The following is a 13,699-nucleotide window of genomic DNA, read 5'->3' as shown; positions in this document are numbered from 1 at the left end:
GGAGTGAAGGCGTGAGCGGTTCCGGGCAGCCGGCGGCCGAGTACCGGATCGAGGACCTCGCGCACCTCAGCGGCGCGACGGTCCGTACGATCCGCGCCTACCAGGACCGGGGCCTGCTGCCCAGGCCCGAGCGGCGCGGGCGGTCCAATGTGTACGGCGACACGCATCTGGCCCGCCTCGACCAGATCGCCGGGCTACTCGACCGCGGCTACACCCTGGCCAGCATCAAGGAGCTGCTGGAGGCGTGGGACGCGGGGAAGGGCCTCGGCGGGGTGCTCGGGCTCGTCACCGAGGTCAGCGGGCCGTGGACGGACGAGGAGGCGGACCGGATCTCGCGCGCCGAGCTGGACGAGCGGTTCGGCGGCAGGCCCGACGACGACGCGGTCGAGGAGGCGGTGGAGCTCGGGGTGCTGGAGCGCGTACCGGGTCGGGACGACGAGTTCCTGGTGCCGTCGCCCCAAGAGCTTGCCGTGGCCGTCGAGTTGCACGCGGCGGGGGTGCCGCTGCCCGCCATCTCCGGTCACTTGCGGGAACTTCGCGGACAGGTGGAGCACATCGCCGCGCGTTTCCTGGAGTTCACCACCGAGCACGTCTTCGCACGCTACCTCGGCCACACCCCGCCCACGGACGCGGACGCGACGCGGGCGGCCGCACTCGTACGGCGGCTGCGGCCGCTCGCCCAGCAGACGGTCGACGCCGAACTCGCCCGCGCCATGCGGCTGTTCGCGACCCGGCACCTCCAGCGGCACCTGGGGGCCGCCGAGCCGCCCGCCACCCGGTCCGGGCCGGCCACGGTCACCCTCCCCGAGGAGACAATGAGCGCGGTGTGCGCGCTGGTTGGTCCGGCCAACGCCGCCGCGTTCGTCACGGCTGCGGCCGAACGGGAGGTACGGGCAAGGACCTTGGACGCACTTACCGCAAACCGGCATGCGGAGAACGAAGTTGGTCAATCCAGCTGAAGTGCCAGTGGAGTTGTCCACAGAGCCGTCAAATCCCTTGTGGAAAAGTCGAGTTGGTTGTGGATCAAACATCTTCGGCCAAATGAGTGGCGTGACGCTCGTCTCGCCGGGCACTCTGACGCGATGGACGAAAGACGCACCACGAAGGTGTCGAAGTACCTCTCGAAACACCTGCGACACCAGCCCGGCCGCATCGGCATCACGCTCGACCGGAACGGCTGGGTGGAGATCGACACGCTGCTGCGGGCCGCGGCCGCGCACGGCTTCCCGATCACCCGCGCCGAACTCGACCACGTCGTCGCCGTCAACGACAAACAGCGCTTCGCGGTCGACGGCCCCCTGATCCGCGCCAGCCAGGGACACACCGTCGACGTCGACCTCGGGCTCCCGGAGGCCGAGCCGCCGGCGTCTCTCTACCACGGCACCACAGCCCGCAGCCTGGAAGCCGTCCGGGCCGAGGGGCTGCGTCCCATGGCCCGCCACGACGTCCACCTCTCGCGCGACCGCGAGACCGCCGTCCGCGTCGGCGCCCGGCGCGGCGCCCCCGTCGTGATCACCGTGGACGCCGGGGCCATGCACCGCGTCGGCCACGTGTTCCGGGTCAGCGCCAACGGCGTCTGGCTCACCGCGTCCGTACCGCCTGAGTACCTGCGCTTCCCCGGGTGAGGCGGCCGCCTCAGCCCAGCGTCAGCCGGCGCAGGCCGTGCCGCTCGGCCGCCGTGCGTTCGGCCTCGGTCATCGGCAGCCGCCCGGTCGCCTTGCGCAGGAACGTCGTACGGTCCCAGCCGGCTCCCGCCACCGTGACCGGCCTGTCGTACGGCTCGCCGTCCAGCAGCAGCCGCGCCACCAGGTCCGCCGCCTCGCCGGTCGGCCACGGCCGGCAACCGAGCCCCGCGGCCACGTCGAAGCCGTGCACGCACACCTCGACGACCCGGGTGACGAGGAAGTCGGACAGCAGCATCGGGTCGCCGTGCCGGGTACGGACCAGCCGCTCCGGCGGCTCCTTCGCGCAGGAGGCCGCGACGGCACGCCAGACGGCGTCGAAGCCCTCGGCCAGGGCCCGGCCGTCGTCGTACGCGGCCGCCGCCTCCTGGGCCGCCCGGACCCGTGTGCCGTTGGCTCCCGGCGAGAAGCGCTCGTCCGGGGCGTAGTAACCGGCGGCCGTCACCAGCACCCCCGACGGGCGCGGCTCGGGCTCCGCCAGCATGCTCCCGACCCGGCCCACGGCGGTCGTCAGGTGGGCGAACACCTCGCGCACGGTCCAGGGAGCGCACGGGCTCGGCCGGTCCCACTCCCCTTCGGGCAGCGAGCAGACTTTCTCGTACAGGCGCTGAGACTCGGCCCTGAAGGCCGCCAGGACCATTTCCCCGTTCATGCGGGACAGCCTAGGCAGCGCGGATGATCTACGGCGCGAAACGCACGCACTCGCCGCTCCGGGGCCCGGCGCCGACCTCAGCGCACGGCCCCAAGGCCGCCCACCGGGTCAGGAACCCAGCTGCGCCAGCCCCTCCGTGGCGATCTGCTCGAAGACCTTCTCGTCGGCCGCGAAGTCCGAGTCGGGAATCGGGGCGTGCAGCACGATCTCGGTGAAGCCGAGGGCGAAGTGCCGGCCCGCGAAGTCGACGAAGGCGTCGAGGGACCGCAGCGGACCGCTCCGCTCCGGGGTGAACCCCGTGAGCAGGATCTTGTCGAGCTCGGCGGCGTCCCTGCCGATCTCGGCGCAGGCCGTCCCCAGCTTGGTGATCTGGCCGCGGATGGCCTCCAGCGACTCGGCCGGCGTACCGGACTCGAACAGCTTCGGGTCGCCCGTGGTCACCCAGGCCTGCCCGTATCGGGCGGCGAGCTTCAGCCCGCGCGGGCCGGTCGCGGCGACGGCGAAGGGCAGCCGGGGCCCCTGGACGCAGCCGGGGATGTTCCGGGCCTCGTCGGCGGAGTAGTGCTTCCCCGTGTGGGTGACGGCGGGCTCGGTGAGCAGCCGGTCCAGCAGCGGCAGGAACTCGCCGAACCGGTCGGCGCGCTCCCGCGGCGTCCAGGGCTCCTGCCCGAGCGCGGTCGCGTCGAAGCCGTTGCCGCCCGCGCCGATGCCCAGCGTGACGCGTCCGCCGGACACGTCGTCCAGGGTGATGAGGTCCTTGGCGAGGGTGACCGGGTGCCGGAAGTTCGGCGAGGTGACGAGGGTGCCCAGGCGCATGCGCGAAGTGGCGCCGGCAGCGGCCGTCAGGGTCGGCACGGCGCCGAACCACGGGCCGTCGCGGAAGGTCCGCCAGGACAGGTGGTCGTAGGTGTACGCGGTGTGGAAGCCGAGCTGCTCGGCCCGCTGCCAGGCGTCACGGCCGCCCTGCGACCAGCGGCGGATGGGAAGTATCACGGTACTCAGGCGCATGACCCGACCCTACGCGGGAGCCGGCCGCCGGCCCAGGGGCCCTGAGGTGCGCGGCAGCGGCGCGCAGGGGACACGGTGGGCATCCGAGCCACGGCGCGCGCGCCCACCTCCGAGCTCTCAGATGTGCGCCCCTTCGCACGCCCGTGCATTCCATACGGGAAGATGGATCTGTGACCTCAGCGACCGACCCCCAGCAGGCCCGACCGGCCCCGGCCGGCACCATCACTCCGCGGCTGATCGCGACCGACCTGGACGGCACGCTGCTGCGTGACGACAAGTCCGTGTCGGACCGTACGATCGCCGCGCTCGCCGCCGCCGAACGGGCCGGCATCGAGGTCTTCTTCGTCACCGGCCGCCCGGCCCGCTGGATGGACGTCGTCAGTGACCACGTCCACGGCCACGGTCTGGCGATCTGCGCCAACGGCGCCGCCGTCGTCGACCTGCACGCCGGTGGCAAGCTGATCCAGGTCCGCCCGCTCGCCCGCGAGGACGCGCTCGCCGTCGTCGTGGCGCTGCGCGCCGCCGCGCCCGGCACGTCGTTCGCCGTCGAGCTCTCCACGGGCATCCACTACGAGCCCGAGTACCCGCCGTTCTTCCTCGACCCGGGCGCGACCGTGGCCACCGCCGAGAAGCTCCTCGCGGAGGCCACGCCCGGCTCCGGCGCCCCGGTCGTCAAGCTGCTCGCCCACCACACCGAGCTGTCCCCCGACGACTTCCTCACCCTGGCCCGTGCGACGGCGGACCAGCGCGCGTCGGTGACCCGGTCCAGCCCGTCCGCGCTCCTCGAGATCAGCGGTTACGGCGTGTCCAAGGCCAGCACCCTGGCGCAGTGCTGTGCGGAGCGCGGCATCTCGCCCGCCGAGGTGGTGGCCTTCGGCGACATGCCGAACGACGTGGAGATGCTGGCCTGGGCCGGCACGTCGTACGCGATGGGCAACGCGCACCCGGACGTGGTGGCCGCCGCGTCCGGCCGTACCGTCGCGAACAACGACGACGGCGTCGCGGTGGTCATCGAGCGGATCCTGGCCGACCGGTAGCCGTGAGCGGTGGGCGGGGTTCAGAAACCCGCCCCGCGCTCGCGCATCCACGGCGCGGGATCGATCCCCGACCCCAGGTGGGGAGTGAGCCGTACCTCGAAGTGCAGGTGCGGCCCCGAGGAGTTGCCGGTCGTCCCGGCCTGGCCGATCCACTGGCCGGTGCGCACCCGCTCGCCCTGGTCGACCATGACGCCGGCCAGATGCGCGTACTGCGAGTAGTAGCCGTCCGGGTGGGCGATCACCACCTCGATGCCGAAGCCGCCCCCGCAGGACACGGAGACGACCCGGCCCCGGCCGACGGCCCGTACCGGTGTGCCGATGTCCACGGCGAAGTCCTGCCCGGTGTGGCGGCTCTTCCAGCGCGCGCCCTCGCCGCCGAAGCCGGCGGACAGTTCGTACTCCTCGACGGGCGTCACCCAGGGCTGTGCGGCGGGCGGTGCCTGCTCGTCCAGGCGCACGGCGCCGGCGCAGCGCCCCGCCGAGACGCTGCGGTCCGCCTGGCCCTGGAGCTTCCACCGGACGTCCTCGAGCTTCGCGGTGATGGCCTGCTTGATGGACGCGAGCTGCTCCGTGCGCGCGTCGAGGTCGAGCCAGGCGGCGCTCGCCCGTCGTTCGTCCTCGACGAGCATGCGCTCGGCGCGCTCGGCGCGGGCGAGCATCCGGGACACCGCGAGTTCGGCCTGCCAGGCGAGGCGGTGCCCGTCCATCAGCTCCTGCGGGTCGTCGGCGAGGAGCAGCTTCGCGGTGTACGCGATCCCGCCGCCGCCGGCCCGGTACTGGGCCCGCGCGACGCGGCCCACGTCCCCGCGCAGGATCTCGATGTCGTTGCGCGCGTGGACGAGCAGGCGCTCCAGGCGCAGGGCCTTCGCCCGCTGCTCCTTCGCCTCGCGCCTGCCCTCCTCGTACGTCCGCGACGCCTGGGCGGCCTGTTCGTACAGCCGCGCCACCTCGGCGCCGACGGAGGGGTTGTCGGAGGGCCCGCCGGAGTGTCCGTCGAAGGCCGTGTCGTCACCGGCCGGAGCGGCGGAAACGGCGGCCGGAGCGGCGAGGACGGCCGCTGCGGCGGGCGCGGGCAGGCACAGCAGCACGCACAGCACCGGCACGAGCAGCCGTGGGCAGGGTCCGAGGCGCATCCACGGATCGTGTCCCGGTCACCGCCCGAACCCGAGCACCGAGGTGGTGCCACCGGGGTGTCGTCCGCCATCCGGCCTACCGGCCGCCCGCCCAAGGTCCCCGCCGGGCCGGCGCCGGCTCCTACAGCGGTGCCTCCCACACCACCGTCGTACCCCCGCCGTCCTCCCCCAGCCCCGGCTCGCACCGGCTCGTGCCGCCGAGCGACTCGGCCCGCCGCTTGAGGTTGCGCAGACCGCTGCGGCGGCCGCCCTCCGGGATGCCCACCCCGTCGTCCGCGACCGACAGCCGCACCCCCCGGCTGCCGTCGGCCAGTTCGGCGGTGGCGTCGAGGACGACTTCGATCCGGGACGCCCGCGCGTGCCGGAAGGCGTTCGACAGCGCCTCCCGCAGCGCCGCGATGAGGTTCTTGCCGGTGTACTCGCCGACCAGCGAGTCGACGGGGCCGACGAACCGGTGCCCGGGCTTGAAGCCGAGCGGCACCGCCGCCATGTTGATCTCCCGCAGGACCCGCGTACGCAGCCCCGAAGGCGCCTCGGCCGGGCCCTGCTGGAGGGCGAAGATAGCCGTACGGATCTCCTGGATCGTCACGTCCAGCTCGTCGACCGCCCTGCTCACCCCCGTGCGCACCTCCGGCACGAGAGTCCGCCGCTGCGCGCCCTCCAGCATCAGCCCGGTGGCGAACAGCCGCTGGATGACCAGGTCGTGCAGGTCGCGGGCGATCCGGTCGCGGTCCTCGTAGACCGCGAGCCGCTCCCGGTCCCGCTGCGTCTCCGCCATCATCAGCGCGAGCGCGGCCTGCGAGGCGAACTGCGCGGCCAGCGTCCGCTCCGCCTCCGTGAACGGCTTGGCACCCCGCGCGCGGGGAGTGGCCAGCGCGCCCAGCACCCGGCCGCCGCTGTGCAGCGGCAGCATCATGCTCGGCCCGTACTGCCGCGCCAGGCGGGTGATCATGCGCGGGTCACTCGCCGAGTCGCCGATGAACACCGCCTGGCCGGCGAGCAGCCGCTGGACGATCGGGCTCTGCGGGGGGACGACGACGCCGAGCGAGTCGGACGGGTCGTCGGCCGACACCGCGACGATCTCCAGGCCACCGCCCTCGGCGGGCAGCAGCACGATTCCGGCGGCCGCGCCGGCGAGCCTGCGGGCCTGCTCCGCGACGACGGTGAGCGCCTCGTCGGCGTCGCCGCCGGACAGCAGCGCGGTGGTGACGGCGACGGACCCGTCGATCCAGCGCTCCCGCTGCCGGGCCGCCTCGTACAGCCGGGCGTTGCCGATGGCGATCCCCGCCTCGGTGGCGAGCACCCGGACCATGTGCAGGTCGTCGTCGTCGAAACCGGCCCCGCCGTGCTTCTCCGCGAGGTAGAGATGGCCGAAGATCTCGCCCTGTACGCGGATGGGCACGCCCAGGAAGGACCGCATCGTGGGGTGCAGATCGGGGAATCCGGCGAAGCGCGGATCGGCGGTCAGGTCACCGAGGAGCACCGGTCCGGGGTCGGTGACGAGCGCGCCGAGCAGCCCGTGGTGGCCGTCGGGCAGTCGTCCGATCCGTGCGACCTGCTCCTCGCTCATGCCGTACGTCACGAAGTCGGCGAGGCCGTCGCGCTCCTCGTCGACGACGCCGATCGCGGCGTACCGGGCGTCGGCCAGCTCGGCGGCCGTCTCGCAGATCCGGTCGAGGGTGGAGTGCAGTTCGAGGCCGGTGCCGACGGACCGCATGGCCTCCAGCAGCTGGGGGACACGCGCGGTGAGTTCGGTGGACAGGCCGCGCAGGCTGCGGGCGGCCTGCGTGGCCGCTTCCAGGTGGTCGCTCGGGTCCGGCACGTCGTCCACGGGCATGCCACGAGCCTAGTAAGTCCTATTTCATGGCGAAAGTCGGGCGCCGACGGCTCCGCCGGTCCTGAGCGGTTCGGCCGCCTGTTCCCGCTCCAGCATCCGCCGCAGCGGCCCCTCGGCCGCCACGAGCTCCGCGTACGGGCCGCGCTGCACGGCGCGCCCGTCGTCCAGCACGATGACCTCGTCCACCGCGTCCAGGCCCTGCAGCCGGTGCGTGATGATCAGCGTCGTACGGCCCTCGGTGACCTCCAGCAGGTCGGCGGTCAGGGCGTCGGCCGTCGCCAGGTCGAGGTGTTCGGCGGGCTCGTCGAGGACGAGCACGGGGAAGTCGGCCAGCAGGGCGCGGGCCAGCGCGAGGCGCTGGCGCTGGCCGCCGGAGAGGCGGGCGCCGTGTTCGCCGACCATGGTGTCGAGCCCGTCGGGCAGCGCGTCGACCCAGGTCAGGAGCCGGGCGGCGGCGAGGGCGTCGCGCAGTTCCCGGTCGGTGGCGTCGGTCCTGGCCAGCTTGAGGTTCTCCCGTAGGGAGCTGTCGAAGAGGTGCGCGTCCTGCGCGCACAGGCCGACGAGCGTGCGCACGTCGTCGCCGTCGAGCTCGGCGGCGGGCGTTCCGCCGAGCGTGTACGTCCCGGTCTCCGCGTCCAGGAAGCGCAGCAGCACCTGGGCGAGCGTCGTCTTGCCGGCGCCGGAGGTGCCGACCACGGCGACGCGCCGGCCGGCCTCCAGCGTCAGGTCGAAGCCGGCCAGGGCGTCGCGCTGCTGCCCGGCGTACCGGGCGCCGATCCCGCGCAGTTCCAGCGGGAACGGCGACGCGGGCCGGGCGGCGGGCGTCCGCGGCTCGCTCACCGGCACCGGCGCGTCCAGCACCTCGTACACGCGCTCCGCGCCGCGCTCGACGCGTCGGCGGTACCGCACGGCGAGCGGAAGTCCGGTGACGGCCTCGAAGGCGGCCAGCGGAGTCAGTACGACGACGGCGAGGGTCACCCCCGACAGGCGCCCGTCGTGCACGGCCTGCACCCCGGCGAGCGCGGCGGCGACGACGGTCAGCCCGCAGGCCAGCGACGAGAGGCCGCCGCCGAGGGCGGTGGCGGTCGCGCCCCGGGAGGCGATCCGCGTCAGCTCGCGGTCGGCTTCCCGGACCCCTGCCGTACGCCGCTTCATCGCACCGGCCACGGTCAGCTCCGCGGCGGCGCCGAGCAGTTCCACGACCCGTGACGCCAGCACTCCCCGGGCGGGCGCCAGCTGCCGTTCGGCCCGCCGGGCACACGCCCCGCTCAGCCACGGGACGCCGACCCCGGCGACGAGCAGCCCGGCGGCCAGCACCGCCCCGGCCTCGGGCAGCAGCCACGCGGTGAACCCGACCGAGCCCGCGCCCACGACCACGGCGCCGCCGACGGGCAGCAGCCACCGCAGCCAGTAGTCCTGCATCGCGTCGACGTCGGCGACGAGCCGGGACAGCAGGTCACCCCGCCGGGTCTCGCGCAGCCCGGCGGGCGCGATCCGCTCCAGCCGCCGGTACACGGCGACGCGCGTCTCGGCGAGCATCCGCAGCACGGCGTCGTGCGCGACGAGCCGCTCGGCGTACCGGAAGACGGCGCGCCCGATGCCGAAGGCGCGGGTCGCGGTGACGGCGACCATCAGATAGAGCACCGGGGGCTGTTCGGACGCCCGCGAGATGAGCCACCCGGAGACAGCCATGAGCCCCACGGCCGAACCGAGCGCGAGACTCCCGAGCCCCAGAGCGATCCCCAACCGCCCCCGGAATTCCCGGCCCCCGGCCCGGACCCGCCCCAGCACCCCTCGGCGGCCCTCAGCCGCCGGGCCGCCGTTCGCGATCCGCACCCCGTCGGCACCGGCCACCGAGGCCGGCGCCGCGACGGCACGCGGAAGCCCGTCGCCCGCCACCCCGTCGCCCGCCACCCGCTCGCCGGCCTCCCGGAGCGGACGTACCGCACCGGCTGCCGCACCCGCCGCCGCGAGGCCGCCGGAGCCCGCACCGGCGTGGCGGCCGGAAGCCGCCTGCGCGCCGCGCGGGGCCGCGAGTTCCACCACGCGGTCGGCCGCGGCCAGCAGCGCCGGCCGGTGCACCACGAGGACCACCGTGCGGCCCGCCGCCAGGCGCCGTACCGCGTCGACGATCCCGGCTTCCGTCTCGCCGTCCAGGCCGGCCGTCGGCTCGTCCAGCAGCAGCAGCGGCCGGTCGGCGAGGAACGCGCGGGCGAGGGCGAGCCGTTGCCGCTGCCCGGCCGACAGCCCCGCGCCGTCCTCCCCGAGGCGCGTCTCGGCGCCCTCGGGCAGCGCCGTCACGAAGTCGTACGCCCCGGCGTCCCGCAGCGCCGCCGTCACCGCCGCCGCGTCCGCGTCCGGCCGTGCCAGCCGTACGTTGTCGGCGACCGTTCCCGCGAACAGGTACGGCCGCTGCGGAACCCACGCGATCCGCTCCCGCCACCGCTCCATCGACACGGCCGCCAGATCCACCGCGCCCGGACCGTCACCGACGACGACCCGTCCCTCGTCCACGGGGACGAACCCGAGCAGCACGTTCAGCAGCGTGCTCTTGCCGGCCCCGCTCGGCCCCACGACCGCGACCGTCTCGCCTTCGCGCACGACCAGCGACGCCGAATCCAGCGACGCCTCGGTCCGCCCGGCGTGCCGGACCGTCACGCCCTCGACCCGCAGCGTCCCCAGGGGCGCGTCACCGCCGCCCGCCGGCTCCCTCGGCTCCGTCTCCAGTACGTCGAAGATCTCCTCGGCGGCGGCCAGCCCCTCCGCCGCCGCGTGGTACTGCGCCCCGACCTGGCGCAGCGGCAGGTAGGCCTCGGGCGCCAGCACCAGGATCACCAGCCCCGTGTACAGGTCGAGATCCCCGTGCACGAGCCGCATGCCGATGCCCACGGCGACCAGCGCCACCGACAGCGTCGCAAGCAGCTCCAGTGCGAACGACGACAGGAAGGCGATGCGCAGCGTGCGCATGGTCGCCTGCCGGTACTCGGCCGTGATCGTCCGGATCGAATCGGCCTGCGCCTTCGCCCGCCCGAACACCTTGAGCGTCGGCAGCCCGGCGACGACGTCGAGGAAGTGCCCGGACAGCCGTGACAGCAGTTTCCACTGCCGGTCCGTCCGGGCCTGGGTGGCCCACCCGATGAGGACCATGAAGAGCGGGATGAGCGGCAGCGTCCCCACGATCACCGCCGCCGAGATCCAGTCCTCGGTGACGATCCGTGCCAGCACCGCCGCCGGGACGACGACGGCCAGCCCGAGCTGGGGCAGGTACCGCGAGAAGTAGTCGTCGAGCGCGTCGACACCCCGCGTCGCCAGCGCCACCAGCGAACCGGCCCGCTGTCCGCTCAGCCACCCGGGCCCGAGCGCTGCGGCCCGCTCCAGCAGCCGCCCCCGCAGCTCCGACTTGACCGCCGCGCTCGCCCGGTGCGCGGCCAGTTCGGTCAGCCAGGAGACCAGGGCCCGCCCCAGCGCGACCACCGCCAGCAGCAGGAGCGGCGTACGCAGGGCGGCGCCGTCCAGCCCCCGCTCGAACCCGCCGACGACCACCTCGGCGATGAGCATCGCCTGGGCGACGACCAGGCCCGCCCCGGCCAGCCCGAGGACCACCACCGCCGCCAGGAAGAAGCGGGTGGCACGGGCGTACCGGAGCAGACGCGGATCGATCGGTTTCACGTGAAACATCCCCTACAGGTGCGCGTCGGCGATGTGCTGCGTGCCGATCCGCTTGCGGAACACCCAGTACGTCCAGCCCTGGTACAGCAGCACCACGGGCATCGCGATCCCCGCGCACCAGGTCATGATCTTCAAGGTGTACGGCGTGGACGAGGCGTTGGTGACCGTGAGGCTCCACGCGTCGTTCAGCGAGGACGGCATGACGTTCGGGAACAGCGTCAGGAAGAGCATCGCGACCGCGGCCACGATGGTCACCCCCGACAGCCCGAAGGCCCATCCCTCACGCCCAGCCGCCGTGAACCCGATCGCCGCGACCAGCGCGAGTACCGCCACCGCCATCGCGACCAGGCTCGCCGTGCCGCCGTTGTCCCGCTGCGTCCAGCCCAGGAAGGCGACGGCCAGCACTCCGGTGGCGACCCCGAGCTTGAGCGCGAGCCCGCGCGCCCGCTCCCGGATCTCGCCGAGCGTCTTGAGCCCCGCGAAGACCGCGCCGTGGAAGGTGAAGAGCGTCAGCGTGAGCAGGCCGCCGAGCAGCGCGTACGGGTTGAGCAGGTCGGCCAGGGTGCCGACGTACTCCATGTCCGCGTCGATCTTCACGCCGCGCACGATGTTGCCGAAGGCGACGCCCCACAGGAACGCGGGCAGCAGCGAGGTCCAGAAGATCGCGTGCTCCCAGTTGGTCTGCCAGCGCTCCCCGGTCCGCTTGACCCGGTACTCGAACGCGACACCGCGCACGATCAGGCAGAGCAGGATCAGCAGCAGCGGCAGGTAGAACCCGGAGAAGAGCGTGGCGTACCACTCGGGGAAGGCGGCGAAGGTCGCGCCGCCGGCGCTCAGCAGCCACACCTCGTTGCCGTCCCAGACGGGTCCGATGGTGTTGATGAGGACCCGCTTCTCCTTGCGGTCACGGGCGAGCAGCTTCGTCAGGACACCGATCCCGAAGTCGAAGCCCTCCAGGAAGAAGTAGCCGGTCCACAGGACGGCTATGAGCACGAACCAGACGTCGTGGAGTTCCATACCTCAGCTCCTCAGTCCTCAGTACGAGAAGGCCATCGGCCGGTCGGCGTCCGCGTGGTCGCCGCCGATCTTGGTGGGCGGGTTGAGGTCGGCCTCCGTGAGTTCGGGTGGTCCGGCCTTGACGTACTTCACGAGGAGCTTGACCTCGATGACGGCGAGGATCGCGTAGAGGAGCGTGAAGACGGTCATCGAGGCGATGACCTCGCCCTGCGAGACGCCGGGGGACACCGCGTCGCTGGTGCGCAGTACGCCGTACACGACCCAGGGCTGGCGGCCCATCTCGGTGAAGATCCAGCCCCACGAGCTGGCGATCAACGGGAAGCCCATGGTCCACAGCGAGACGATCCAGTACCACTTGGTGAACTTCGCGCTGAGCGGCTTGTTCTTGAAGAGCACCAGATTCGGCACTTCGTCCTCGCCGGTGCGCAGCGCCGGGGGCAGCATGAACTTCTTGCGCGTCAGCCACAGCCCGAGCATGCCGAGCGAGAAGGACGCCATGCCAAAGCCGATCATCCAGCGGAAGCCCCAGTACGCGACGGGGATGTTGGGCCGGTAGTCGCCGGGCCCGAACTTCTCCTGCTCCGCCTTGTTGACGTCGTTGATGCCGGGGACGTACGAGGAGAAGTCGTCGTTGGCGAGGAAGGACAGCAGTCCGGGGATCTCGACGGCGACCTTGTTGTGCCCGGCGTCGACGTCTCCGTACGCGAAGATCGAGAACGGCGCCGGCGCCTCGCCGTCCCACAGCGCCTCGGCGGCGGCCATCTTCATCGGCTGCTGCTTGAACATGACCTTGCCGAGCAGGTCACCGCTGACCGCGGTGAGCATGCCGGCGATCACGACGGTGATCAGTCCGAGCCGCAGCGAGGTGCGCATCACCGTGACGTGCTTCCTGCGGGCGAGGTGGAAGGCGGCGATGCCGACCATGAAGGCGCCGCCGACGAGGAACGCGGCCGTGATGGTGTGGAAGAACTGGGTGAGCGCGGTGTCCTGGGTCAGGACGCGCCAGAAGTCGGTGAGCTCGGCCCGGCCGCGCTCCTCGTTGATGCGGTAGCCGACCGGGTGCTGCATCCAGGAGTTGGCCGCCAGGATGAAGTACGCGGACAGGACCGTGCCGATCGAGACCATCCATATGCAGGCCAGGTGGATCTTCTTCGGCAGCTTGTCCCAGCCGAAGATCCACAGCCCGATGAAGGTGGACTCGAAGAAGAAGGCGATCAGCGCCTCGAAGGCCAGCGGAGCCCCGAAGACGTCACCCACGAAGCGCGAGTAGTCAGACCAGTTCATGCCGAACTGGAACTCCTGGACGATGCCGGTGACGACACCCATCGCGATGTTGATCAGGAAGAGCTTGCCCCAGAACTTGGTGGCCCTGAGGTACTTCTCCTTCTGCGTACGCACCCAGGCGGTCTCCAGTCCCGCGGTGAGCGCGGCGAGCGAGATCGTCAGGGGGACAAAGAGGAAGTGATAGACGGTGGTGATGCCGAACTGCCATCGCGCGAGAGTCTCCGGCGCCAGAGCTAGGTCCACGTCGCCTTCTCCTTCGAATCGCCTCGGAGCTTGTGGATCTTGTGAAACGTGAGCTTGTGAACGCGTTCACATTCACAAGCACCAGTATGGCGCACGTGCGTTCCATGACATTCAGCCGGGGGGTACAACTGTGCCCC

General features: G+C 72.7%; 10 protein-coding genes. 3 read left to right on the top strand and 7 right to left on the bottom strand.

What is annotated here, in order from left to right:
* Positions 1 to 11: 11 nt before the first annotated feature.
* Together IE185_RS27790 and IE185_RS27785 are read left to right on the top strand one after the other, a co-directional pair.
* Positions 12 to 959 carry a MerR family transcriptional regulator gene (locus IE185_RS27790; RefSeq protein WP_138895036.1) on the top strand — a complete coding sequence of 316 codons (948 nt, stop codon included), beginning with the start codon at positions 12 to 14 and terminating at the stop codon, positions 957 to 959.
* 123 nt (positions 960 to 1,082) lie between these two features.
* Positions 1,083 to 1,625, top strand: a complete 543-nt coding sequence (locus IE185_RS27785; protein ID WP_138895037.1) for an RNA 2'-phosphotransferase — start codon at positions 1,083 to 1,085, stop codon at positions 1,623 to 1,625.
* Positions 1,626 to 1,635: 10 nt separating this feature from the next.
* Here IE185_RS27785 and IE185_RS27780 read toward each other — a convergent pair whose 3' ends face one another.
* Together IE185_RS27780 and IE185_RS27775 are read right to left on the bottom strand one after the other, a co-directional pair.
* Positions 1,636 to 2,334, bottom strand: coding sequence for a maleylpyruvate isomerase N-terminal domain-containing protein (locus tag IE185_RS27780; protein ID WP_138895038.1), 699 nt, complete (start codon positions 2,332 to 2,334; stop codon positions 1,636 to 1,638).
* Between the two features lie 108 nt (positions 2,335 to 2,442).
* Positions 2,443 to 3,342 (bottom strand): LLM class flavin-dependent oxidoreductase, encoded by a 900-nt coding sequence (locus tag IE185_RS27775; RefSeq protein WP_138895039.1) that lies wholly within the window; start codon positions 3,340 to 3,342, stop codon positions 2,443 to 2,445.
* Between the two features lie 170 nt (positions 3,343 to 3,512).
* Between IE185_RS27775 and IE185_RS27770 the strand changes: the two genes are divergently transcribed.
* Positions 3,513 to 4,379 carry an HAD family hydrolase gene (locus IE185_RS27770; RefSeq protein ID WP_229843731.1) on the top strand — a complete coding sequence of 289 codons (867 nt, stop codon included), beginning with the start codon at positions 3,513 to 3,515 and terminating at the stop codon, positions 4,377 to 4,379.
* A 20-nt stretch (positions 4,380 to 4,399) separates the two neighbouring features.
* Here IE185_RS27770 and IE185_RS27765 read toward each other — a convergent pair whose 3' ends face one another.
* The 5 genes from IE185_RS27765 to IE185_RS27745 all read right to left on the bottom strand — a co-directional run bounded on the left by IE185_RS27765 (position 4,400) and on the right by IE185_RS27745 (position 13,562).
* Entirely contained in the window at positions 4,400 to 5,512 is a 1,113-nt protein-coding gene (locus tag IE185_RS27765) for a M23 family metallopeptidase (protein ID WP_138895040.1), read from the bottom strand.
* Between the two features lie 121 nt (positions 5,513 to 5,633).
* Positions 5,634 to 7,349, bottom strand: coding sequence for a sensor histidine kinase (locus IE185_RS27760; protein ID WP_138906791.1), 1,716 nt, complete (start codon positions 7,347 to 7,349; stop codon positions 5,634 to 5,636).
* A 24-nt stretch (positions 7,350 to 7,373) separates the two neighbouring features.
* Positions 7,374 to 11,018 carry a thiol reductant ABC exporter subunit CydD gene (cydD, locus tag IE185_RS27755; protein ID WP_189716238.1) on the bottom strand — a complete coding sequence of 1,215 codons (3,645 nt, stop codon included), beginning with the start codon at positions 11,016 to 11,018 and terminating at the stop codon, positions 7,374 to 7,376.
* A gap of 12 nt (positions 11,019 to 11,030) precedes the next feature.
* On the bottom strand, positions 11,031 to 12,035 hold the full coding sequence (cydB, locus tag IE185_RS27750; RefSeq protein WP_138895745.1) for a cytochrome d ubiquinol oxidase subunit II: 1,005 nt from the start codon (positions 12,033 to 12,035) through the stop codon (positions 11,031 to 11,033).
* Between the two features lie 18 nt (positions 12,036 to 12,053).
* Positions 12,054 to 13,562, bottom strand: coding sequence for a cytochrome ubiquinol oxidase subunit I (locus IE185_RS27745; RefSeq protein ID WP_138895744.1), 1,509 nt, complete (start codon positions 13,560 to 13,562; stop codon positions 12,054 to 12,056).
* Positions 13,563 to 13,699 lie beyond the last annotated feature (137 nt).

Origin of the sequence: Streptomyces chryseus (assembly GCF_014650755.1) — a bacterium.
Lineage (GTDB): Bacteria > Actinomycetota > Actinomycetes > Streptomycetales > Streptomycetaceae > Streptomyces > Streptomyces chryseus.
The sequence above is the reverse complement of the archived record's forward strand: the minus strand, read 5'-3'. Positions and strand labels throughout refer to the sequence as shown.